Source organism: Labrenzia sp. C1B70 (assembly GCF_000475395.1).
In the GTDB taxonomy this organism is placed as follows: Bacteria; Pseudomonadota; Alphaproteobacteria; order Rhizobiales; family Stappiaceae; genus Roseibium; species Roseibium algicola.
Genome location: NZ_AXCE01000014.1, coordinates 144,132 through 165,198 on the forward strand (window position 1 = coordinate 144,132; position 21,067 = coordinate 165,198).

Sequence of the window (21,067 nt, forward strand, 5' to 3'; positions counted from 1 at the left end):
CGATTGCGACAAATTGCCCGCCAACGGTTGCGGTGCACTCGTGTCTCGTGCGAGTGTGCCCGCCATGACCAAACAATTTATGAGAAATACTCCGTCCCATCCGGAGGAAACCGTTTTTTCGGTGACGGAGACAGCCGTGAATGACGGGGGTGCAATCATGTCGGTGAACAGCAGTGACTACACTCTGGGTGAACGGATCTGCAAGGCGCGCGATGCCTCCAATCTTTCGACCGCCCAGCTTGCACGCCGGCTGGGCATCAAGACATCCACTCTGCAGAGCTGGGAAAGTGACCGGTCCGAGCCGCGTTCCAACAAGCTCGTTTTGCTTGCCGGTATCTTGAATGTAAGCCCGACGTGGCTGCTGGTTGGCCGGGGGACACCGCCGGTTTCGGAAAGCAGCACGACTTCCGATCTCGTCAGCATGCGTGTTGCCCTCGACAGGGTTCAACGCCAAGCTCAGGCACTTGCCGACGAGATTGCCACGCTACAGGATCGTCTTGAAGGCTGATCCATTTCGCTGACTGACCAATCTTCTTGTGACGGCCGCCAATCAAAAGGTGGCCGTTTTCAAGCGCTTGATTTGCTTGGCTCAAAATTCTGCAAAGCAATGGGACTGGTGTCCTTCGGCGCAGGCGTTAAGTGCATCACCTGCATCCCCGCCCCTTTTGGGTCGCCAGACCATGGCCTGACTGCTTGTTTGTCTGCCTACTATTTTCCAGCACAGTACGCTTGGCCGGGAAAAGCGCTTGCCAGACCTCGCGCCTCCCCCCTATCTCTAGGTCAACGATTTCCTGGCCGGAATCGAGCGAAGGCCCGAAAGCTGGACCCTCCAGCCTTTCTGGCTCCGCTCCTCGCGTTCGTCAGAATGCACTCACTGCCGGGCGATCCGTCAGACCACCAGCGTCTGCCCCTCTCACGGTTCAGGAAACTACCCATGTCATTGAATGCTGCACTCTTGAAGGAAAAAGTGTTTATCGGCGGAGCATGGAGCGATGCGGACAGCGGACAGACGGTCGCCGTAACCAACCCTGCGACCGGAGAGACGATCGGAACCGTTCCCTTCTGCGGGCGCCCTGAAACCGCAAGGGCGATTGCGGCTGCCGAGGCCGCGCTTCCCGCCTGGAAAGCGTTGACGGCCGAGGCGCGGGCCAACCATATGCACGCTCTCTGCGATGCTATCATGGCCGACCTGGACGACCTGGCCGCCCTCCTGACCACGGAAATGGGCAAGCCGCTTGCTGAAGCCAAAGGCGAGATTGCGCTTGGTGTGAAATACATCCGTTTCTTTGCCGAGGAAGGCAAACGGGTTTATGGCGACACCATCCCCTCGCCCTGGGCAGACCGCCGCATTCTGGTGACCAAGGAACCTGTCGGGGTCGTCGGCTCGATCACTCCCTGGAATTTTCCGAATTCGATGATTGCCCGCAAGCTTGGCGCAGCCCTGGCCTCCGGCTGCACAATGGTGATGAAGCCTGCCGAATTCACCCCTTATTCAGCGCTGGTCTACGGCGTGATGGCGAAAAAGTCCGGTCTTCCCAAGGGCGTGATCAACATCATCACAGGTGACGCTCCGGCGATTGGCGAGGAGATGTGCGAGAACCCCGTCCTGCGGAAACTGACGTTCACCGGTTCAACCCGTGTCGGCAAGCTGCTGGCCGGGAATGCTGGCCGCAACATGAAGAAGATCTCCATGGAGCTCGGCGGCAACGCGCCCTTTATCGTTTTCGACGATGCCGACCTCGACAAGGCCGTCGAAGGAGCAATTGCCAGCAAGTTCCGCAACTCCGGGCAGACCTGTGTCTGTGCCAACAGGCTCTATGTCCAGGCAGGCGTCTACGACGCTTTTGCCCAGAAGCTGAAGGACGCGATGGCGGCGCAGCTGAAGGTCGGCAACGGTCTTGAAGCCGGAACGACCCAAGGCCCGCTGATCAACGAAGCTGCGGTCGAAAAGGTCGCCGATCACGTGCAGGATGCGCTGTCCAAGGGTGGTGAACTTATTACAGGCGGACACCGCCCCAACGGCCCGGGAACGTTTTTCGAGCCGACACTGATCACCAAGGCGACGTCCGATATGAAGGTGGCGCGCGAAGAAACCTTTGGCCCGCTTGCCGTTCTGTTCAAGTTCGACACCGAAGAAGAAGCGGTGCGACTTGCCAATGACACCGAATTCGGCCTCGCCTGCTACTTCTATACCAAGGATCTTGGCCGCACTTTCCGCGTCATGGAACAGCTTCAGTACGGTCTTGTCGGGGTCAACGAAGGCGTCATCACGACGGAGGTTGCCCCCTTTGGCGGCGTCAAGGACAGCGGCATGGGCAACGAAGGCTCGAAGTACGGCCTGGACGATTATCTGAACGTGAAATACAGCTGCATCGGCGGCCTCGGCATGTAATTGCCTTGCGTCCCGGCCCAACGCCGGGACGCATTACGCTGCGTTGAGCAGTGTCGACTGGAGATTGGCGGAACTCATGGGGCGCCCGAAAAGGTAGCCCTGACCGTACTTGCAGCCCAGTTCGCGAAGCCGCTCTGCCTGTTCACCGGTTTCGATACCTTCGACGATGACGGACATTCCATAGCCCTTCGCCATATGCAGCACTGCCTCGATCACGGAGATGTCCTGTTTGCTGGCGATCGACTGGCGAACAAATGTCTTGTCGAGCTTGATCTTCGAGAACGGATACTTGGGCAGGTAGCCGAGTGAAGAATAGCCGGTCCCGAAGTCGTCCAGTGAGAAGTTGCAGCCAAATGCCCGCATTTCTTCCATGGCAAACTTCAGGTCGAGCGTTTCATCGATGAACAGGGATTCCGTGATTTCCAGATCAAGTAGGTCCGAAGGAAAGCCCGTTCTTTGCAGTGCCTCGCCGACAGTGGCAACAAGATTGCCGCGACTGAACTGTATGGCCGACACATTGATGGACAGACGGAGGTGGCTCGACCAGGTCAGCGCTTCCTTCATTCCCCTGTTCAGTGCCCATGCGCCCAATTCCACGATATAACCGTTCTCCTCGGCAATCGGGACGAACTCGGCGGGCGAGATCGGTCCCAATTCCCGATGGTCCCATCGCAGCAAGGCTTCAACACCGAAGATCGACCGGTCGGCCAGATTTGTGAGTGGCTGATAGACCATGTGCAGCTCGTCACGGACGATTGCCTTGAAGAGTTCCGTCTCCAGTTGGCGCCGGCGCTGCAGCGCTGCGTCCATCTCCGGCAGAAAACGCAGGACCGGCGACCGATTGTTTCGCCGGACTTTTGCCAGGGCATTGCCGGATTTCTTCAAAAGATGCTCGGGTGTCATGTCCCCACTGGAAACGATGTACCCGAACTTGAGCTGCACCGAGATCCTGGCGCCTTCGATCTTGTAGTCCTCGCCGATCACTTCCTGAAGTGACTCGATCAGCGCCAGATCCTGATCCGGCTCACAGCGAAATACGCCTGCAAAAACATCTGCTGTAATGGCTGCCCATGTCGTGCGAGCGGAAAGATGGCTTTTCAGACGCATCGCGACCGTTTCACGAAGCTGATCACCGTAGGAAAATCCGAGCGAAGCAACGATCTGATCGAAATTGGCAATTGCGAACTGAACCAGACATACTTCCTGGCCTGTGCCGCGAGCCAGCTTAAGCGTTGCGGCAACTTCTTCTTCAAAACCGTTCCGGTTGAAAAGCCCGGTGCTTGGATCGAACCGTGCGAGATAAGCAAGGCGTTCCGCGGATTCCTTTTCTTCCGTCACATCCCGACATGTCAGACAGGCGACCGCTTCGGTTTCCATATCGCGCAGTTTTTTCGTTTTCGCGATCGTGCGTTCAGAGCGCGTGACGACATATTCGATAAACCGGCGTCTTCCGTCGTCCAGGCGCATGTCCAGGATCTTGGCCACCGGCTGACGGTTTCCAGGGTCGGCAAGCACTGACAAAGCTTCTTCAACCAGCTCCAGCGGCAGTACATTCCTGGCAGGCTTACCAACAAGAGCATCGCTTTGGAACAATGATCGGGCCATTTGGCTTGCAGCGGAGACACGACCGTCATTCTGAACGACAACGATTGCATCAAAGCTGTCGTCGAAGACAAGTCCGAGCATACGCTCGCTGTTGCGGCGTCTGACGTTGGCGATGTGTGAGAGGAATTTGTGAAAGCCCAGTTCCCGCAAGATGATGCTTGCGGCTGCCAAAAGCAGAATGAGATGCGAACTTGCGGTCGGCACAAGAACGGGAGCCGACTTCTGGATGGCAATGGCACCAATTTCAAACATGATCGCACAGAGTGCCAGAATGCTGATCTTGAGGGACCAGCCTTCGATTTTAGTCAGAAGCAGAGCGAAGAAAACAAGGAGTGCCCACAGGACCGCAATCCCCTCACCCCTGACTTCCATGGCCCTGTTCTGCAACAGCGTTTCGGCGCCGAGAGCCTGGATTACACTTCCCGGCAAGACATCGTAGACGGGAACAGGAAACAGGTCGCGAAGCTCCTGCGCACTTGCACCGACGATCACCTTCTTGTCCAGAAACAGACCTGGGGCCGCTGACTTGTTCAGGACATCAACAAGCGATACCCGCTCAATCTGTTCCAGTGAGATACTGTAATCAATGCCGAAACTTCCGGCTGCGTCTCCGGTGTACTCACCCAGGAGAGCCGCGGCAGAGATCTCCGAATTCCCATTGATTTCGAAACCGTACAGATTTCGCCAGATGCGGCTGTCGGTTTCCATCGGAACCATGACGACGACCGGCCAGGCAACATTCAGAAACTGTTCGATCGGCTGGTTGACGACTTCCCCAGCGTGCTGTTCAGCCGAAGCAGCTTGCCGAAACACGGCAAGGCTGACGTTACCGGCGCGCTCGATCGCGGCTGCAAACAGCGTGTCATCTTCAGGATTGGAAGCTGAGCTGAAATCGATGTCGAATACGATGTCGCGGGCGCCCGCTTCAGCCAGATGATCTGTCAGGTCGGCATAAAGACGGCGCGGCAATGGCCATACGCCGAGTTCATTCAGGCTTCTGGCATCGATATCCACGACCACGATGTCGCCAGAGACCGGTCTTTCGATCGTGTGGAAACGAAACTCCCAGAGAAACCGGTCGAACGCCGTTGTCAGGGCAACCGTGCGCAGAACAGCCACAGCGGCGATCACGCCGACCACGATCAAGACCGCGCTCGCTATCCGTTTCCGCTGTTCAGAGCTTCCGATCAGCACACCCACCGCCCACTTTCTCAGTCCGCACTTCAGGTGTCAGAGGCAAAGCCTCGCACCTGCGGCATCCTGATTACCGTCAATTCTTGTTTTTTCCGTTTCCGTTTCCGGAATTGCCTTTGCCGTTCCCGCCGGCATTGTTGTTTCCGCTCCCGGAATTGCCATTGCTCGAGTTTCCGTTGCCGGAATTGCCGTTACCGTTTCCGCCTGCGTTGTTGTTACCGCTTCCGGAATTGCCATTTCCGTTGCCACCGGAATTGCCGTTGCCATTGCCACCGGAATTGCCGTTACCGTTTCCGCCAGAATTCCCGTTACCGTTTCCACCGGAATTTCCGTTGCCATTGCCGCCGGAATTGTTGTTGCCTTTGCCGGCATTCCCGTTCGAGTTCGCCGATTTCGCTTCTGCTGCATTTGTTGGCACGTTTTTCACGGCCGGCGTTTCGAATGCAGGCGCGCGCTTGGCTCCAGGTTTTACGGTCGGTTTGGTGCGACCGCTTACAGACAGGCCAACCCGGTTCGACGGTGCACTGGCTGCAGCCTGACCGGCTGTCAGGTCCACCCTGTCGCCGGAGGCGAAATCTTCCACAGCGACGACGCCACGTTCGACGGAAACGCGTGCCTGCTTGCCCTGCACATTGACCTCAAATCGCGTACCTTTGACCACAGCGGCAAAGAACGGGGTTTCGACGGTGAAATGCGGCTGCTGCCGTTTTTCTACATCGACCTCGATCGTTCCCTTTCTCTGCAACAGTGTGGTCTTTGTTCCATTGCTGCGGAATGATGACATGGCAAAGGTGGTGTTTGGCCCAACGGCAATGGTTTCGCCGCCTCTGCCTATGAGAGCGCGGGCACCTGCCCTGGTTCCGATGGTGTAGCCTTTTTCAAACACCATGCCCTTTTTGACACGGAATGCTTCCACGCCAGGCGCAACGAAATAAACGATGCCGGACACACGTTTGACGACCCAGTCCGAAGCATTCGCAGCAGCAGGAAACAGGACCAGAGCTGCAAGCAAGAGGACCCGCAGAAGTGATCCTGCTTTCCGCTCAACTGAATACATAGCGTCTTTTTTCATCTTGCTCTTCAACACGTTACGACTGAATGTCAATGCCGTGCGCAGAACCCACGGACAGGTTTATTGAGCTCTACACATCCTGTGTAGCATTTCAGCGTTTAACCCAACGTGAAGACAGGCGGAAAATATTGCCTATGCTCGTCACTAGTTGCGATAAACGACTACTTCAAAACAGAAAGGAGCTAGGTAATCTTCCGTAACATACGGAGTTACCCAGCCCGACCTCCACGACTTGCGTCCGGCAATACGGATTGCTTGTCGTCATATTCCTGGAACGCCTTCAGCAGCAGCGAGACTTAATATCCCGGGCGATGCCTTTTCACAGACGGAGTGGCGTTACCGACCCTTGCCATTTCCGTTGCCACCGGAATTGCCGTTGCCATTGCCGCCGGAATTGCCATTGCCATTGCCGCCGGAATTGCCATTCCCGTTGCTGCCGGAGTTGCCATTGCCGTTGCCGCCGGAATTGCCATTCCCGTTGCTGCCGGAGTTGCCATTGCCGTTGCCACCGGAATTGCCATTGCCGTTGCCACCGGAATTCCCGTTGCCATTGCCACCGGAGTTGCCATTGCCGTTGTTCCCCGAGCGGGAATTTCCAGCATTGCCCCGGTTGCCGCCATTGGCAACTCTTGCTTCAGCTTTGGTAGCTGGCACGTTTTTCACTACGCGCGTTTCGAATGAAGGGGCCCGTTTGGGGCCAGAACGCACTTCAGGCTTGTTCTTCCCGCTGACGGATAGACCGACGCGGCGCGAAGGGTTGGTTGCGGCCGCCTGACCGGCGCCCACGTCGGCACGATCTCCGGATGCAAAATCATGAACACCGACAACGCCCCGCCCCACATTGACCGACGCAGTCCTGTTGCCAACCTTAACCCTGAACTGAGTTCCTTTGACAACAGCGGCAAGGAAAGGGGTTTCCACCTTGAAATGCCGATACCACCGGCGCTTTACGTCCACATCTACCTGACCACGGTCCTGGTAGACGACCATTCGCTTGATCAGGACGCCCTTCGGCTCAAGCGTCACAACAGAATTTGGAGAAACAACGAATGTTTCTTCACCCCGATTGATGACTACACGCCCACCGCCGGTCTTGATCTTCCATCCCTTGCGCACCGTCATGCCACGCTTGACAGCAAAGGTCTCGCCGGTACGCGTTTGCACCATGACCCGGCCGCTGACGCGTTCGACCGACCAGTGCCACGGCGTGCCACCCGTCTCCACGTCTTGCGACAATGCCTGTTGAGAAAACCAGAAGGCCATAAGGGCAGCCAGCAGAAGCGACGCTGCCAACCGCATCCGGCGATCCCAGAACTGTCCAACGTCATCAGCTTTTGCTGCCATGCAACTGGCCTGACCTGAGCGATTGACGTTTATTTTGTTGGACATGGGAGCCCTCTCTTGGCCCGGCTTCAGAAGCTCGGCAAGCTATTCCGCCCCCGTTAACAAGACTTGAATTATAATGGGAAACCTTTTTATTTCATTCTTTTAGTAAAAATTGTTCTATCATCTAACGTTTCCAACTTTTTTCCATATTAGATAAAATTTTAATATTAAAACTATTTAAGATTGTATTTTAGGATTACTAGAGAAAAATCACAATCATAGATACCTGCGATCCCTGATCGAAATGGCGTATGAGGCTCAAAATATTTTTTCAATCAATCCAAAACAAATCGGCCAGGAACCCGTAAGTTCCCGGCCACGCCAGTCAATGATTTCCGTCGCAGTGCAAGTTGCATCACGCTGGAGCGTCAGACTGTTGCCAAAAGCTCTTTTTCCACGGACTTGAAAATTTCGACCTGGTCGATGTTCATTTGTTCGACGCCGCAGCGCACGGCTTTCTCGAAAACGGCTCGTTCAGACCCGGCGTAGAACATCTGCGTAATCAATCCGGCCTGCTTTGCCTCGTTTATGAGGTTCTCTTCCAGGTCATCTTCATGGAATTCCAGGATATGTGCACCCTGGGCAACGGCGCGCTCGACCGAACCAACGTGAGCGTAAAGAACCATGCGTCGCAGATCCGGTACCTTTGCACGGGCTTCAGCGCGGATTGCCTGATCGAACGAAAACGTCCAGGCGTCGCTCAGCATGCCGCGGACTGCCAGCATGTCGCGAATTTCCGCCGGATCGCCTTCCTTGATCTCAACATAGGTGCCAATACGGCCCTTGCAGGTATCCAGAAACGCGTCGAGCCTTGGAACTCGCTCGCCCTTGAAGGTCTCCTTGAACCAGTTCCCTGCATCAAGAAGGTCAATTTCGTCGGAAGTCATATCCGAAATTCGGCCACTTCCATCCGTCGTCCGGTCAACAGTTGCATCGTGCATCACGTAGAGGATGCCATCCCTGGACGGCCGAACATCCAACTCGACAACCTCGGCGCCAAGCGCAATTGCTCCCTCGAGCGAGGCAATCGTGTTTTCCGGAGCCTGAAGGCTGGCTCCGCGGTGGCACACAACGACGGCTTGTTTCACGGTTAGGTCTCCTGTGTCTCCAGAGTGATATCCGGAGCTTGGATAGGGCTGGCAAACGGCCACTCTAGAGGGAAGTCGATGAAACAGGTGCCTGAAATTCTTGATGAAATGATGACACTGCAACTTCCCTCGCAATTTCATGTGCTTACCGGCCGCGACAACCCTTAATTGAATGACTGGACAATTCACTTCAGGCTCGGAACTCTATCGCGATTCTCACCCAATACCGCAGGGTCGACTTTCTATCCCCCTGACGCTTGAAAAGCTTTCCAAAGCCACACAGTTAACGGTGAAGAAATCAACTGAATTATTGTTCAGCATTTACGAACAGTCAGTCAAATTGCACCGCACAATTTTCTTCCTATGTTCCAGTCTGCAGCGTTCATGAGCGAACGCTTCTGGTAACATCTATGAGGTTTGATCATGATCCGTCTCGCAGCTTCTGCGCTTGCCCTTTCCCTCGTTGCAGGCACCGCCCTTGCCGAACCGGTGGCCTACGACTTCGACAAGTCCCACGCCAACCTGGCTTTCTCCTATAACCACCTTGGCTACTCCACGACCGAAGGCCGTTTCGGCGAATGGGAAGGCACGCTGCTGATCGACAAGGACACGCCTGCCAATTCCTCCATCGAATTCACGATCGACGTCGGCAGCCTCGACACGTTCTGGGCAGAGCGTAACGCGCACTTCCTGAGCGCGGACTTCTTTGACGCTGAAAAATTCCCGAAGGCGACCTTCAAGAGCACCAAGGTCGAAAAGACCGGCGACAACCAGCTGGAAGTGACCGGCGACCTGACCATCAAGGACATCACCAAGCCGGTGACCCTGACCGTTGATGTCACTGCACTTGGTGAGCACCCGATGGCGAAGAAGGAAGCTGCCGGTTTTGCCGTTTCCACAGTTCTGAAGCGTTCCGACTATGGAATGGACATGTATGTTCCCTATGTAGGTGACGACATTACCGTGACCTTCCATTCCGAAGCGCTCAAGTCCGACGCGACCAACTAAGTGAACACCCTCGGAGGCCGGACAGACCGGCCTCCGTTTTCCAGGAGCCGCCATGCTGCGCAACACTTCAACCGGGTATGGAAGAATCGCCATTGCGTTTCATTGGACGATGGCAGTCTTGATCATCGGCATGCTTGGCCTCGGCCTCTACATGCACCAGCTTCCCCCGACTGAACAGGCAACCTTTGAACTCTATCAGTTGCACAAGTCGATCGGCTTTGTGGTGCTGACGCTTGCCGTGGTCCGTCTTGTCTGGCGCCTTCTCAACCCTTCGCCGAAACTGCCTGACAACATGCACCCGCTGGAAAAGGCCGGGGCGCATCTGGGACATGTCGGCCTGTACGCGCTTCTGTTTGCACTGCCACTGACCGGCTGGTTCATGGTGTCGGCCTCGCCGTGGGGCATTCCGACCATCCTGTTCAACACCTGGCCAGTGCCGCATCTGCCGGTTCCAGGTGTGCTTGGTTCGCAGGAACAGGCGGAAACCTTCTTCAAGCTGCTGCATGAATACGGCGCCTATCTGCTGATTGCGCTGATTGCCGTCCATGTCGCAGCTGCGCTGAAACACCACTTCATCGCCCGCGACGCCACGTTGAAACGCATGATTTCAACCGCACCCGCCAAGGCCGATAGCTGACAACACGAACTGGAAATCCGCAGATGACATTGAAGCATTTTACATATGCCGTTGCAGTCCTGTCGGCGACGACCTTCACCGCACCGGCGTTTGCCGACACCTGGAAAGTCGATCCGGACAAGAGCAAGCTCGGCTTTGAAGTCAAACAGGGCGGCGGCACGCTGACTGGCGTCTTCGCGTCGTGGGAAGCAGACATCGATTTTGATCCTGCGGCCCCTGAAACCGCCAAGATCAGCGCTGAAATCAAACCCATGAGCGCCACCACCGGCAACGCCCAGTTCGATGGCACCCTGCCTGGCAAGGACTGGTTCAACGCCGGGGACTTCCCGACGGCCGAATTCACGTCCGACACCGTCGAGCTTGTCGAAGGCAACAGCTACCGGGCACAGGGCACGCTCTCCATCAAGGGAATTTCCCAGCCGGTCGAGATGGATTTCACCCTGGACATCGCGGGTGACACCGCCACAGCTAAGGGGACGGCCATCGTCAACAGGCTCGACTATCAGCTTGGCAGCGGCGTCGGCACCGACACGGTCGGAGATATCGTCACCGTTACCCTGGATCTTACGGCGATCCGCTGACATCGCCTTCGGCAACCAAGACTTCCGGCTCCGACCATTTGATCAGGCTGCGGCACTTGGCGTCCGCAGCCTTTTTGCCGTATGAGAACAGCACTCAACGTTCCAGCGCTTCCCGATGTGACGGGAAGCAGCCAGATCAGGAAAGCCTCCTATGAACGCTCCGCTCACACCTCCAGCTTATCAGCACAGCGCCCTTTTCCCTCAGGGAGAAGACAAGACCCCGTATCGGAAATTGACGTCGGACCACGTCAAGGCAGCCGAGTTCAACGGCGAAGAGGTACTGGTTGTCGAAGCTGAAGGTCTACGCCTTCTTGCCGAAGAGGCCTTCAAGGACATCAACCATTTCCTGCGTCCAGGCCACCTGGAACAGCTGAAGAAGATCCTGGAAGATCCGGAAGCGACCGAGAACGACAAATTCGTTGCGTTTGATCTCCTGAAAAACGCGAACATCGCCTCCCACGGTGTTCTGCCGATGTGCCAGGATACGGGCACCGCAATCATCATGGGCAAGAAGGGCCGCCGGGTCTGGACCGACGGGTCGGACGAAGCCGCACTCGGCGAAGGTTCCCGGGACGCCTATTTCAAAAAGAACCTACGGTATTCCCAGCTTGCGCCGATTTCCATGTTCGAGGAAAAGAACACGAGCAACAACATGCCGGCACAGATCGAGCTCTATGCCGAAGGTGAAGATGCCTACAAGTTCCTGTTCATGGCCAAGGGTGGCGGTTCGGCCAACAAGACCTTCCTGTTCCAGGGCACACCATCCCTGCTGACCCATGACCGGCTGGTGGAATTTCTCAAGGAAAAGATCCTCACGCTCGGCACCGCGGCCTGCCCGCCCTATCACCTTGCCATCGTCATTGGTGGCACGTCTGCGGAAATGAACCTCAAGACAGCAAAACTGGCTTCGGCCCGCTATCTTGACGGCCTGCCGACGCAAGGGTCGGAACTCGGACATGCCTTCCGTGACCTTGAGCTGGAAGCCGAGATCCACAAACTGACCCAGGCAACCGGCGTCGGTGCCCAGTTCGGCGGCAAGTATTTCTGCCACGATGTGCGTGTCATCCGCCTGCCGCGTCACGGCGCGTCCTTGCCAATCGGCCTCGCCGTGTCCTGCTCTGCGGACCGGCAGGCCGTCGGCAAGATCACGAAAGACGGGATTTACCTGGAACAGCTCGAGATGCACCCGGAAAAATACCTGCCGGAGGTCACCGACGACCACCTGTCCGACAATGTGGTCAAGGTCGACCTGACCCGGCCGATGTCCGAAATCCTGGGCGAACTTTCCAAACACCCGATCAAGACCCGGTTGTCACTTTCCGGACCGCTGATCGTTGCCCGCGACCTTGCCCATTCCAAGCTGCGCGACCGGCTGGAAAGCGGCGAGCCCCTGCCCGACTATTTCAAGAACCATCCGATCTATTACGCTGGCCCGGCCAAGACACCGGAGGGAATGCCTTCAGGTTCGTTCGGTCCGACAACCGCAGGACGCATGGATGCTTACGTCGATCAGTTCCAGGCAGCCGGCGGTTCCATGGTCATGCTGGCCAAAGGCAACCGTTCCGCTCAGGTGCGCCGCGCCTGCCAGGCTCATGGCGGATTTTATCTCGGCTCCATCGGCGGTCCGGCCGCTCGCCTTGCGCAGGATTGTATCAAGAAGGTGGAAGTGGTCGAGTTCGAGGAACTGGGCATGGAAGCCGTCTGGAGAATCGAAGTCGAGGATTTCCCGGCCTTTATCGTCATTGATGACAAGGGCAACGACTTCTTCAAGGAATTGAACCTCGGCTGAATGCGGCTTCAGCTGGATACACCAGACCCGCGGCTTTTGCCGCGGGTTCTTTTTTGTCTGTCGACACACCAACAACAGTAACCACGCGCCGTTTTGGCGCGATTTGGATCGCGGTCATACGATTCGGCATCAGGCGCGGAATCGCCCAATCCGGATCAAAGATAGCTGACGATTTATGCCAAGGCGGGCAAATTCCACAATCTCAGCGAGCGAACGCGTCTTCATCGCGTTTTTCACGAAAAATCCGTTGCAATTTCAGCACAGACGCAGGACATGGTCGGTGGTCACATCAACGTGAGATTTTCCCGAACGCCGTTTTGCGACATAATAATTAATAGTGCGGCAAGGACATTTTCGTAACGTCACTTTGATTGAGAATCGCATCGTTGAGGCACGAGCCCGATGCTGATGGGGGATCGGAATGAAGAAACTTTTATTTGTAATGGTTGCGGTTCTGGCGGGCGCTTTTGCGCTGACCGCTCAGGCAGCTCCGCGATATGGCTACTTTGACCACAGCACGAACACCTGGGTCACTCCGAAATATCATCCGGGCGGCCCGTCCCCGGTCAAACGCAAGCGCGTGAAATATGATGGTCCGTACCCTGCAGGCACGATCGTCATCGATACCTCCGAGCGCCGTCTTTATCATGTCCTGCCTGGTGGCAAGGCCATGAAGTACGGCGTCGGCGTAGGCAAGGATGGCTTCCAGTGGGCCGGCACGCACCGCATCACCCGCAAGGCTGAATGGCCGAGCTGGACCCCGCCTGCACAGATGCGTGCTCGTGAACGTGCGAAAGGCCGTATCCTTCCGGCTTACATGCCGGGTGGACCGAACAACCCGATGGGTGCTCGCGCGATGTACATCGGCTCGACGCTCTACCGCATTCACGGCACGACTGAGCCGTGGACCATCGGTTCGGCTGTCTCTTCCGGCTGTATCCGTCTGGCAAATGAAGACGTGATCCACCTCTACAACAGCGTGACTGTTGGTTCGAAGGTCATCGTGAAGCGCTAAACTGCGGCACCAATTATCAAGAAATAAAGCCGGGCCCTGCCCGGCTTTTTTATTTGATGCTCACTTCTAAATCCCAGACTTGATCAATTTTCCGGGATGTGGGCATCGATCAGTACCGCTGCCGCGTTCTTTGCCGCACCTGACGGATCCGGGTCGAACCCCATCTGAGCGGCTACGATTGCCCCCTCCTTGAGAAGGAGGATCTGTCGTGCCAGCAGATCCGCCTCGCGAGCCCCCGCCTTTTCCGCAAGGCTCCTGAGTGCCGACAGAAGCAGGCGCTTGTGTTCGGTGGACTGGGCATATGCAGGGTGTACGGGGTCCTGAAACTCAGCCGATGCCTTGATGAACATACATCCCTTGAAACCGGGTTCTTCGAACCACTCTTTCAGAATATCAAAAACTGCGAGGAGCTTTTGCTTTGGCGAAAGATCGCGTTCATCCAGCCTGCGCAGGAACCAGTTCCGGAAAGTCTCGTCCCGGTATCTCAACACCGCCAGGATCAGATCATCCTTGGTTCTGAAATGCTTGAACATCGTCGTCTTGGAGATGCCTGTTTCAGCAACAAGTGTATCCATGCCGGTCGCATGGAAACCGTCTCTGTAAAAGACAGCCAGAGACTTGCGTACCAGTTCATCGCGTTTGCTTGGTCGCATGAGCTTCCTTTCTGTACTGACTTGTAAATAGTCAAACATCAGCGATCGTTCAAGATACCCAAAATAGGTGCTGCCCAAACAGCCGAAACACGACCTCCTCACGTTTTAATGATCTCAGGCACGAAGTTAGCGCCTTGCCATCGTGTACAGATCGGTACATATATAACTCGTAACTGAACAGATCGGTACACATTTATCTGTTTAACACTGCGAGGCAAACCCATGTTCTCACCAAGACCTGCATATCCGCGCGGCTTCTATCTCTTCGGCGCACTTGTTGCCGGGGTACTTGTGATCACATCAGCCTTGACCCCGGCCCCCCAGCCGCTGGACGCCCGCCTTCATGCGGGGTTGGCCTCGTCTCCTCAAATTCAGACTCTGGAGCTAGCGCGATGACAGAACAGCGCCCCCCGCTGCCGCCTTTTACCCTTGAGACCGCCCGCCAGAAGGTGCGTGCTGCGGAAGACGGCTGGAACAGCCGGAACCCGGAGAAGGTCTCGCTAGCCTATACACCGGACACCATTTGGCGGAACCGGTCGGACTTTCCGGTCGGTCGGGAGCAAGTGGTGGAATTCCTCACCAGCAAATGGCAGAGGGAACAGGAGTACCGCCTGATCAAGGAACTGTGGACCTTTGCCGGCAACCGGATTGCGGTTCGCTTTGCCTACGAATGGCACGATGCGGCCGGACAATGGTACCGCTCCTACGGCAACGAGAATTGGGAGTTCGCACCCAATGGCCTGATGCATCGCCGATTTGCCAGCATCAATGATCTCGCCATTTCCGCGAATGATCGCAAGATGCACTGGCCTCAGGGCCCGCGCCCAGCAGACCATCCTGGCCTGAGTGAACTCGGACTTTAGCCAGCCACAACTCTAATTAGCCCGCGAAAGCCCGGAACGTTTCAAGACGTTCAAGCAACCGGTGCCCTGCGTTCAGCAGGACACCGGCCGGTGATCCAAAAGACCGGAAGGGCAGCTCAATGTCCGGACAGCATCATCTCGCCGTCGTGCAGGAAACAGCCCTTGTCGAAGTGCGATAGATCGACAGGATTGGTCGTGCGGATATCGGAGAACCCTGGCAGTGACCGGATCTCGGGATCAAAGCTTCTGTGGACCTGCGACAGGAAGACGAGCGTGATACGCTGCTTGTTTGCAAATTGTCTCAGCTCCTCGATCTGCGCACCGAGCGGAGGTTGCGAGCGATGCTGGTCCATGACCTGAAGATAATCGATGACGGCAATGGAGCCCGGCACAGCATCAGCCAGCGTCTCTTTAATCTTCTCGGCGCAGACGTTGTCGGAAAGCCTAATCCGGAACGTTCCCGATTTTTCCGGATCGCGGTATCCGCTGGCGGATAGCTTCATACGAACATCGCGATAAGAACATTCTGACGAAAAGAACACGGACGTTCTACCGGCCTTGGCCGCTTCTGCAAGCAACTCGAGCCCCAGCACTGTTTTGCCGTGCCCCGGCCGTGCACCAAGGATGACCATATCGCCGGGTTCAAGCGCTGACAAAAGCCTGACCGATGGGCCTTTGTCGCGTACAGCAGACGCGAGATGGCTCCAGCTTATGAAACCTTCGCGAACAGCAATTGCGTCCAATGCGCGGCTCAACGCGATGGATTTGCTGCGGGCGAGTGATCGGGCTTCACGCTTCAGGCGGAAAACGGGTGCAGTGAGTTTCATGGTGCGACCTCCAGATCGCGTGCATCAGCCGCAGTCCCTCCATATGCGAACGCACGATCGTCTGGTTGCCAGTATGAAACGACCCTGCAGTTCGGCTGCTGCTCCTGATGGAGGGGGATGGCTTGGGTCGAGCCACGCCCTTCATAGCTGATTCCAGCTGGTTTCAGCGAGCCCGGCCTGCTCTCAATCAACGATCCCGTGTCAGGCCCTTGGCCGCCAGTTCCTGCAGGTAGACACCCCAGTGTGCTTCCGGATCTCTGCCTAGCTCGAGGAAATACGTCCAGGTAAAAATCCCGGAGTTATGCATGTCGTCAAAATGGATACGGACAGCATAGTTGCCGACAGGTTCGATCTTCATGATCTCGACGTTGCGTTTGCCGGGCACGGTCTGCTTCTGGGACGGATTGTGGCCCTTCACTTCCGCCGAAGGCGAACACACCCGGAGATATTCAGCAGACAATTCGTGCCGTTCACCCGTGTTGAAAGCAACAGTCAGGCTCTTCTTGTCTTTCGATACGCGTAGTTCCGTCGGCCAGGGAGCAGTCGGGTCGGTCATCTCCGGGTCCTTTGATTCCACCCGGCACATGTCGCCGGGACTTGCGCGCGGACGATACCGGTAGCACCGGCACCGTCAAGCGGCGTCTTGTCCCGCCTGCTTCACCGCTTCATAGCCGTCAAGCGCTGCCTTGCGTGCCTTGGCATGGTCGACCAGCGGTTTCGGATAGGTCTCGCCAAGCGTGATACCGGCCTTTTTCAGGGTTTCGGCCGGAGCATCAAACGGCGCAAAGAGATAGTGCGTGTCCAGATCGCGCAGCTCTGGAACCCATTTGCGGATGTACACACCGTCCGGATCGAATTTTTCTCCCTGGGTAATCGGGTTGAAGACCCGAAAATAGGGAGCAGCATCAGCGCCTGATCCAGCGACCCACTGCCAGCTTGCGGAATTGTTGGCAAGGTCCGCATCCACCAGCGTGTCCCGGAACCAGGCCTCGCCATGGTGCCAATGAATACGCAGATGCTTGATCAGGAAACTCGCCACGATCATGCGCACCCGGTTGTGCATGTATCCGGTTTGCCAGAGTTCGCGCATGCCGGCGTCGACAATCGGATATCCCGTTTGTCCTTTCTGCCACTTCTCCAACGCGTCGCCCGGCTCCTGCCAGGGATAGGAATCAAATGTTGAACGCCAGTTGTCCGACGGCAATTTCGGAAAATGGTAGAGCAAGTGGTACGCAAATTCCCGCCAGGCAATCTCGGACAGGAATTTCATACCGTCACCGGCAACCGACGATTTCCGGTCCATTACCTTCTGCGTTGCATGCCAGATCTGTCGGGGTGAGATTTCGCCGAAGTGGAGATGCGGCGACAAGCGCGACACGTTCGGAAGATCCGGGCGATTGCGCAATGTGCCGTAGCCCTTTAAGCCTTCCTCGAAGAAGCCTTCCAGCCGCTCCGCAGCACCGGCTTCACCGGGCTGCCAGCAATCCTCCCATCCCTTTGCCCAGTTCGGTTTCGTGGGCAAGAGGTCAAAGCTCTCAAGCTTTTCACCGCCATCGTAGTCCGCAAATTCCAGCCTCTTCGGTGCTGGCAAGATGTCATCGATGGTCTTTTGCTGAGCAGCCTTCCAGAACGGCGAATACACCTTGAAGGGGCCGCCGGATTTTGTCTCCAGTTCCCAGGGTTCGAACAAGAGGGACGCCTTGAAGCTTTTGACTTCAAACCCGTCTTCTTTCAGCACCTTCTTGAGATCGGTGTCCCGCTCGATTGCATGTGGTTCGTAGCATCGATTCCAGAAGACGGCCTCGGCCTCGACTTCCTTTGCAAGCTGTGGGATCAGGTGTCTCGCGCTCCCCCGCAGGAAGATCAGACCTGGCAGATCCGCCTTCAATGACGCCAGGCTGTGATGCAGCCACCAGAGGCTTGCCCCGCCAAGCGGGTGCGTTTCACCGGTCTGCTCTGCTGGTTCAAGGATGAAGACCGGAAGGACACGCCCCTCGCGGGCCGCCTGGAACAGGGCCGGATTGTCTTTAATGCGCAAATCCTGTCGAAACCAAACAAGTGTTGTCATGCTGCTCCTGCCGCTTGCTACAGCTCAGATACGCCGCAAAACACAATCGGATCAATGGTGTGCCGGATTTTTTGGCTCCAATTCCGGGAGAGCGGCAAGTAAAGTGGAGCTCCTAGGATTGTGACCGGACCAAGCACTCGTCAGTGGGCGCTTCGATGCGGGTTCCTGGTCGCGCAGGCGAGCGAATTCCGGCATCTTTCCAATTGATTTGACAAGAGTACACTCACGAGTTTACCTGATGCCGTAAACCGGACATTTGCAGTCCGGTTTCAATTGATCTTGCCCGCATCGACGCCATATGATCTGGATAAGATAAAAATCGAGGGAGAGCGAAACGTGACAGACGGCAAGATTGTGGTCCCGGCACAAGCGGCAATCGGAACAGCGGAATCACATGGTCCGATGATCGACCCGTTCGGCCGCGCCGTCACCTACCTTCGCGTGTCCGTGACCGATCGTTGCGATTTCCGTTGCGTGTATTGCATGGCGGAAGACATGACCTTCCTGCCCAAACGCGAAGTGCTCAGCCTTGAAGAGCTCGACCGCCTGTGCACTGCCTTCATCGAAAAAGGCGTCCGTAAACTGCGCCTGACCGGTGGTGAGCCGCTGGTCCGCAAGAATATCATGAGCCTTATCCGCAGCCTTGGCCGGCATCTGGACAGTGGCGCTCTGGAAGAGTTGACCCTGACCACCAACGGCTCGCAGCTCGCCCGCTACGCGCAGGAACTCTACGATTGCGGCGTGCGCCGGATCAATGTGTCGATCGATACGCTCGATCCGCAGAAATTCAAGGCAGTCACCCGCTGGGGCGACCTTGGCAAGGTCATGGACGGAATCCGCGCAGCGACTGCCGCAGGCCTCCAGATCAAGATCAATATGGTTGCTCTCAAAGACGTCAACGAGCATGAGATCGTGACGATGCTTGAGTGGTGTCATGAGCATGGTCACGACCTGACCCTGATCGAGACCATGCCACTTGGCGAGATCGACGGCGACCGCACGGACCAGTATCTGCCACTTTCGACCGTGCGTGCGCGCCTGGGCGAGCAATTCACATTGACGGACATCCCCTACAAGACGGGCGGACCCGCCCGGTATGTGACTATCGAGGAAACCGGTGGTCGTCTCGGCTTCATCACGCCGATGACGCATAACTTCTGTGAAAGCTGCAACCGGGTGCGCGTCACCTGCACCGGCCAGCTATACATGTGCCTTGGTCAGGAAGACATGTCGGATCTTCGCGCGCCTCTGCGCGCTTCGGAAGGCAACGACCTTCTGAACGATGCGATTGATGAGGCCATCGGACGGAAGCCAAAAGGGCATGATTTCGTAATTGACCGGAACCGCAACCAGCCTGCAGTTTCCCGGCACATGAGCGTCACCGGCGGTTAAACAGCCAAACCTTCAGTTACCCAGGCAACAGCAAGTTCAGCGACCTTGAAAGCCGGCAAAACTATTCTGCCGGAACGAGGTCGGCGCGCGTGGTGTAGAACCTGATGCAGACGGTCGCGATCAGGCTGCACCCGATGCCCAGTCCCATCATCAGGATCATGCCCCAGGGCGAGGAGGCCAGCAGGCCATCGGCATACAGCGAGGCGACAATGGATCCGGCCAGCGCGCCCATGGCGACCTGAAGTGACGCCGTCAGGCCGGAAGCAGCTCCCGTCAACTCAGGCCGTACACTGACAGCACCGGACAATGCACTTGGCAGGCAGACACCATTGCCGAGACCAAGAAGGAACATCGGCAGGAAGAGGCTGGGTGCGCTCAACGCTCCGAAATAGGCAAACCCGGAGATTATCGCCACGCAGACAACGCCGATGAGAGTGCCGGACAGTATCATCCGAAACAGGCCAACTCGCTCGGCAAACCGGCCGGAGATGAAGTTTCCAGCGATATAACCGAGCGCCACGAACATGAAGTAGAACCCCATTTCCTGCGCACTCAGGGACAGGAGATCGGCGGCAATAAAGGGAGCCCCTCCCAGATAGGCGAAGTAGGCAAGCGCGTTGGACGCCGCTGTCAGACTGTAGCTCCAGTAGAGCGGCTCACGGCAGAGGGTCGCGTAGGATTTCAGGATCTGCCGCCCACCGGCCGCTTTTCGGTTCAGGTGCGTTTCAGGCAGAAGCGCAATGCTTGCCCACAGAACCGCCACTCCGAACATCAGCAGCAGCACAAACCCGCCCTGCCAGCCATAGTATTGATCCAGAATTCCGCCGATTGCTGGTGCCACTGTCGGCATCACCGCCATGCCCATGGTGACATAGCCGATCATGCTGGCCGCCTGCTTGGGGCTGTAGAGATCACGCAGGATCGCACGGCCAAGGACCATTCCCGTACAGCCACCGGCTGCCTGAAGAACCCGGGCGGCGATCAAGGCTTCAATTGTTTGTGCAAACAGACAGAACACGCTGCCGATTACGAACAAAGCCATGCCGAGAATGATTACCGGCCGGCGGCCGAACTGATCCGACAAGGGTCCCCAGAACAACTGGGAAACCGCAACCGCGATGAAATAAGCGGACATCGACAGCTGAATCTCGCCCGCGGTTGCGGAAAAGACCACCATCATTCCTGCCAGAGACGGCAGGTATATCTGCATGGCAAGCGGGCTGACCGATGAAATCGCTACAAGCACCGCCAGGGATGGTTTGGCATCGGTGCTGGAAGTCTGAGTTCGGCTGGTGAGCATGCCCGGGAAGGAACCTTTTGGTTTTCACCCTCGCGGGCGATATATTCAGGTTCGAATATATATTCGCCGCGTGATCCGGACGTGAAAACCTGAATTGTTACAGGCCCAACATCGAAAGATGGCAGAAAGCGCTAATGTTTCCCCCCATTGGCTTTGAAATTGTTTCAACTTTGCAAGCTTGATCCGAGCCTCCACAA

Annotated in this window: 18 protein-coding genes and 1 pseudogene; 10 read left to right on the forward strand and 9 right to left on the reverse strand. The window is 56.7% G+C overall.

Going from position 1 to position 21,067, the window contains the following annotated elements:
* Window positions 1–136 precede the first annotated feature (136 nt).
* Together Q666_RS52710 and Q666_RS52715 are read left to right on the forward strand one after the other, a co-directional pair.
* A complete protein-coding gene (locus Q666_RS52710) occupies window positions 137–508 on the forward strand; it encodes a helix-turn-helix domain-containing protein (RefSeq protein WP_208993831.1) in 372 nt (123 codons plus the stop codon).
* 426 nt (window positions 509–934) lie between these two features.
* Window positions 935–2,392, forward strand: a complete 1,458-nt coding sequence (locus tag Q666_RS52715) for an NAD-dependent succinate-semialdehyde dehydrogenase (RefSeq protein WP_022999446.1) — start codon at window positions 935–937, stop codon at window positions 2,390–2,392.
* A 33-nt stretch (window positions 2,393–2,425) separates the two neighbouring features.
* Here Q666_RS52715 and Q666_RS52720 read toward each other — a convergent pair whose 3' ends face one another.
* Complete coding sequence (locus Q666_RS52720; RefSeq protein ID WP_208993832.1) at window positions 2,426–5,191, reverse strand: EAL domain-containing protein; 2,766 nt, start codon at window positions 5,189–5,191, stop codon at window positions 2,426–2,428.
* A gap of 76 nt (window positions 5,192–5,267) precedes the next feature.
* Window positions 5,268–6,263 carry a FecR family protein gene (locus tag Q666_RS52725; protein WP_022999448.1) on the reverse strand — a complete coding sequence of 332 codons (996 nt, stop codon included), beginning with the start codon at window positions 6,261–6,263 and terminating at the stop codon, window positions 5,268–5,270.
* 330 nt (window positions 6,264–6,593) lie between these two features.
* Between Q666_RS52725 and Q666_RS66780 the strand changes: the two genes are divergently transcribed.
* Window positions 6,594–6,944, forward strand: coding sequence for a hypothetical protein (locus Q666_RS66780; protein WP_286133758.1), 351 nt, complete (start codon window positions 6,594–6,596; stop codon window positions 6,942–6,944).
* 201 nt (window positions 6,945–7,145) lie between these two features.
* Here the strand turns inward: Q666_RS66780 and Q666_RS66940 are convergent.
* Both Q666_RS66940 and Q666_RS52730 read right to left on the reverse strand, forming a co-directional pair.
* A pseudogene (locus Q666_RS66940) lies at window positions 7,146–7,652 on the reverse strand (hypothetical protein); the annotation flags it as partial.
* Window positions 7,653–8,017: 365 nt separating this feature from the next.
* Window positions 8,018–8,737, reverse strand: coding sequence for a glycerophosphodiester phosphodiesterase family protein (locus tag Q666_RS52730; protein ID WP_022999450.1), 720 nt, complete (start codon window positions 8,735–8,737; stop codon window positions 8,018–8,020).
* Between the two features lie 423 nt (window positions 8,738–9,160).
* Here Q666_RS52730 and Q666_RS52735 point away from each other — a divergent pair, with 423 nt between their 5' ends.
* The 5 genes from Q666_RS52735 (at window position 9,161) to Q666_RS52755 (ending at window position 13,767) form a co-directional block, all read left to right on the forward strand.
* Complete coding sequence (locus Q666_RS52735; RefSeq protein ID WP_022999451.1) at window positions 9,161–9,745, forward strand: YceI family protein; 585 nt, start codon at window positions 9,161–9,163, stop codon at window positions 9,743–9,745.
* 52 nt (window positions 9,746–9,797) lie between these two features.
* A complete protein-coding gene (locus Q666_RS52740; RefSeq protein ID WP_022999452.1) occupies window positions 9,798–10,382 on the forward strand; it encodes a cytochrome b in 585 nt (194 codons plus the stop codon).
* A gap of 23 nt (window positions 10,383–10,405) precedes the next feature.
* Entirely contained in the window at window positions 10,406–10,963 is a 558-nt protein-coding gene (locus Q666_RS52745) for a YceI family protein (RefSeq protein WP_022999453.1), read from the forward strand.
* 151 nt (window positions 10,964–11,114) lie between these two features.
* A complete protein-coding gene (locus Q666_RS52750; protein WP_031268807.1) occupies window positions 11,115–12,752 on the forward strand; it encodes a fumarate hydratase in 1,638 nt (545 codons plus the stop codon).
* A 421-nt stretch (window positions 12,753–13,173) separates the two neighbouring features.
* A complete protein-coding gene (locus tag Q666_RS52755; RefSeq protein ID WP_031268808.1) occupies window positions 13,174–13,767 on the forward strand; it encodes a L,D-transpeptidase in 594 nt (197 codons plus the stop codon).
* 83 nt (window positions 13,768–13,850) lie between these two features.
* Here the strand turns inward: Q666_RS52755 and Q666_RS52760 are convergent, their stop codons facing one another.
* Window positions 13,851–14,420 carry a TetR family transcriptional regulator gene (locus tag Q666_RS52760; RefSeq protein WP_022999457.1) on the reverse strand — a complete coding sequence of 190 codons (570 nt, stop codon included), beginning with the start codon at window positions 14,418–14,420 and terminating at the stop codon, window positions 13,851–13,853.
* Between the two features lie 392 nt (window positions 14,421–14,812).
* On the opposite strand from Q666_RS52760, the gene Q666_RS52765 reads away from it, so the two are divergent.
* Window positions 14,813–15,283 (forward strand): nuclear transport factor 2 family protein, encoded by a 471-nt coding sequence (locus Q666_RS52765; protein WP_022999458.1) that lies wholly within the window; start codon window positions 14,813–14,815, stop codon window positions 15,281–15,283.
* 116 nt (window positions 15,284–15,399) lie between these two features.
* On the opposite strand, the gene Q666_RS52770 is transcribed toward Q666_RS52765, so the two are convergent.
* The 3 genes from Q666_RS52770 to Q666_RS52780 form a co-directional block, all read right to left on the reverse strand.
* The gene (locus Q666_RS52770) at window positions 15,400–16,110 is read right to left on the reverse strand and encodes a DNA helicase (RefSeq protein WP_022999459.1); all 711 of its coding nucleotides are present in this window, start codon (window positions 16,108–16,110) and stop codon (window positions 15,400–15,402) included.
* Between the two features lie 187 nt (window positions 16,111–16,297).
* Window positions 16,298–16,666, reverse strand: coding sequence for a DUF971 domain-containing protein (locus Q666_RS52775; RefSeq protein WP_031268809.1), 369 nt, complete (start codon window positions 16,664–16,666; stop codon window positions 16,298–16,300).
* A 75-nt stretch (window positions 16,667–16,741) separates the two neighbouring features.
* Window positions 16,742–18,178: a deoxyribodipyrimidine photo-lyase gene (locus tag Q666_RS52780; RefSeq protein WP_022999461.1), complete on the reverse strand. Its 1,437-nt coding sequence runs from the start codon at window positions 18,176–18,178 to the stop codon at window positions 16,742–16,744.
* Window positions 18,179–18,580: 402 nt separating this feature from the next.
* On the opposite strand from Q666_RS52780, the gene moaA reads away from it, so the two are divergent.
* Entirely contained in the window at window positions 18,581–19,570 is a 990-nt protein-coding gene (gene moaA, locus Q666_RS52785; protein WP_031268810.1) for a GTP 3',8-cyclase MoaA, read from the forward strand.
* Between the two features lie 61 nt (window positions 19,571–19,631).
* On the opposite strand, the gene Q666_RS52790 is transcribed toward moaA, so the two are convergent.
* Window positions 19,632–20,870 carry a multidrug effflux MFS transporter gene (locus Q666_RS52790; protein WP_022999463.1) on the reverse strand — a complete coding sequence of 413 codons (1,239 nt, stop codon included), beginning with the start codon at window positions 20,868–20,870 and terminating at the stop codon, window positions 19,632–19,634.
* Window positions 20,871–21,067: the final 197 nt, after the last annotated feature.